General features: G+C 57.3%; 1 protein-coding gene. It reads right to left on the bottom strand.

The window, feature by feature from the left end; all coding sequences use genetic code 11:
• Positions 1 to 255 (bottom strand): transposase (locus IB277_RS37795; RefSeq protein WP_192373430.1); only part of this gene is annotated, 255 nt, incomplete at both ends.

Genomic DNA, 255 nt, shown 5'->3' with positions numbered 1-255 from the left:
GCATCTTCGGAGAGAATGGGTCTAACATGGGCGTGACCATAAACGCTCATCTGTTCCTTGATTGCCTCTCTGAGATTTTGAACCAGATGAAAACGGTCAGCCACCTGGCGGGCCTGCGGGGCGCCCTGTCGGGCCGCCTGAGCATACAAACCGCAGCGATCTCGGCTCACGACCTCGATCGTCGGACGCTCTTGCAACCAAGATTTTGCGCTCTCGACGCTGCGGTCCTCTAAGATATCGACGACCGAATGACGC

The organism is Ensifer sp. ENS07 (assembly GCF_014852185.1).
In the GTDB taxonomy this organism is placed as follows: Bacteria; Pseudomonadota; Alphaproteobacteria; order Rhizobiales; family Rhizobiaceae; genus Ensifer; species Ensifer adhaerens.
The sequence above is the reverse complement of the archived record's forward strand: the minus strand, read 5'-3'. Positions and strand labels throughout refer to the sequence as shown.